The organism is Flavobacterium sp., assembly GCF_043779715.1.
Taxonomy (GTDB): Bacteria; Bacteroidota; Bacteroidia; order Flavobacteriales; family Flavobacteriaceae; genus Flavobacterium.
In genome coordinates this window covers 1-2,127 of sequence record NZ_JAYWDT010000039.1, presented here as the reverse complement: position 1 = coordinate 2,127, position 2,127 = coordinate 1, and the positions used below count along the sequence as shown (strand labels likewise).

Genomic DNA, 2,127 nt, shown 5'->3' with positions numbered 1-2,127 from the left:
GTTAACAACTATGAGGGTATTACCGATAAATTTTTGATTAGTAGTCGTTCAGAATCTTCAGCTTCTTCTCAATCTTTTACTAGTATTAAAAGTGGTCTAATCTTAGATTTAACCCTTGGAGCTGCTAGAATTGGCCCAAGTTTAGGCGCAAGATATGTTATAAACTTTAAAGAAAATTTTAGTTATTTTCAGTTGTATGGGATTTGGAAGTTTTAGAAAATAATAACTTAAAATGAGCGGTTTTTTACTAATTTTTTATTGGTAAAATCTGAGAAATCGTTACGTGTCCAAGATTAAGAATTCTTTACTACTCGATTGAACATTGCCAATAGCATCGCTTAAATGACCTTACATTCCTTATATGGTTAAAAATATTTTTCTGCTGCTACTATTCGCGACGCTAACTGTTTTTGGACAAAAACCAAATACAGTAGAAGATAGGATATACAAAGCACTTGATGCGTTTACCGCAAATCCCAATGAAGAAAATTTAAACAAATTAGAGACGTTTCATAAAAGCATCTCGACTGCGCTCGATGTAACTTCTAACAAAAATACACTCTTGGCTTACGTTGTTCTAAATTGCAACAAAGCCTACTATGAAAATCAATTTGGCAAAACCAATCAAGCTATTTCCAGTTATGAAAAAGCATTAGAAGTTTTTCAAAAAAATAAATTAACAAATTACGATATTGTTGAGTTTTGCTTGAAACCATTGGGGAATTTATATACCATTGTAGGCGATTACGACAATGCAGAAAGCACTATTAAGCAATACTTTTATCTTGCGTCTAATGCTAAAAATCAGCAACAGAAATTAGCAGCAATTTTAAATTTATCTAATGTGTATCTAAGTTCTGGCCGAAGTTTATTAGCTATAGAATTACTTGAAAAAACGATTCAAACAGAGCGATTATCAAACATACAAAAAGGAATTTTCCTGAATAATTTGGGTAATAATTATGTATGGAGCTATAAGCACTCTAATTCATCTGAACCAATTCCTGGTATTTTCAACAAAATAGAAAAAACCTATTTTACTGCAATCCAATTGTTGCAATTTGAAAAATCGCAATCTGAAACACTTGCAAATTGTTATCGAAACTTAGCTGCATTGAATTTGCAATGGCGAAATATTGAGTTGGCTAATTCCTATTTTAAAAAAGCTAACACCTATTTTTCTGAAATTCCCAATGTATCTCCTCAAAAGCTAGCCAAATTCAGATACGAAGAAGCTAATTTGTTATTGGAACAAAAAAAATACGTTGAAGCGACCGAAATTATTTCTAATGTTTTCAAGATATTAATCCCTCATTATTCCAATCGAGCAAGCATTTTACCCAACTCAAAATCCCTTTATGCCGAAACAATTTTATTGGACGCACTTGATTTGCAGGCAGTTATTTTTTTAGAACAAAATCAACCTACAAAAGCCTTACAAGCTTATGCACTTTCGTTTCAAATCGAAGATTTGTTTGCCAACTTACTCGTTTATGAAAACTCTAAAATCATTAGCCAAATCCGCATTAGAAATCGAACCGAAAAATGCCTTGCTATATACGAGGCTCTGTACCAAAAAGAAAATAAAATCGCCTATATAGAAAAGGCTTTCTTACTTGCAGAACGAACCAAATCAGGCGTTTTAAGAAGTTATCTTTCTAATAAAAAAACAGCTTCTAGAGAAGAAAAATTACAATTGGAACAATTACAAAATTGGAATAATACCATTCTAAAAGAACAACAAAAAGGAGATTTGGCGAACGTTTCGCAAATAAACGCAGCCTTAAAAAACCAAAACGAATTGATCCTTTCGCTAAAAAAAATCAGAAGCAAAAATCAAAGTAATAGTGAAGAAAACATCGATTTAAAAAGCTTGTATTTGAAACTAAAAAAAGCCAATGCTACACTGATAGAATATTTTTCGGGATATAACAAAATGTATTCCTTTACTATAATTGACAATACAATTTCCCTCAACTCATTTAGCAATGCTGCTGAAACGAGTGTAAAAATCATGCAATTTATCGACTATTTTAACAATGCTAATTCTATTACAAATGATATTGCAGGCTATAATCATTATGGAAATAGTACTTATAAATTATTAAAATTACCTAGAAATACGAT

At 31.1% G+C, this 2,127-nt stretch carries 2 pseudogenes; both read left to right on the top strand.

Features of this window, described 5'->3' with window-relative positions:
• Positions 1–216: pseudogene (locus ACH2BG_RS01715) on the top strand (PKD domain-containing protein); the annotation flags it as partial.
• 145 nt (positions 217–361) lie between these two features.
• Positions 362–2,127: pseudogene (locus ACH2BG_RS01710) on the top strand (hypothetical protein); the annotation flags it as partial.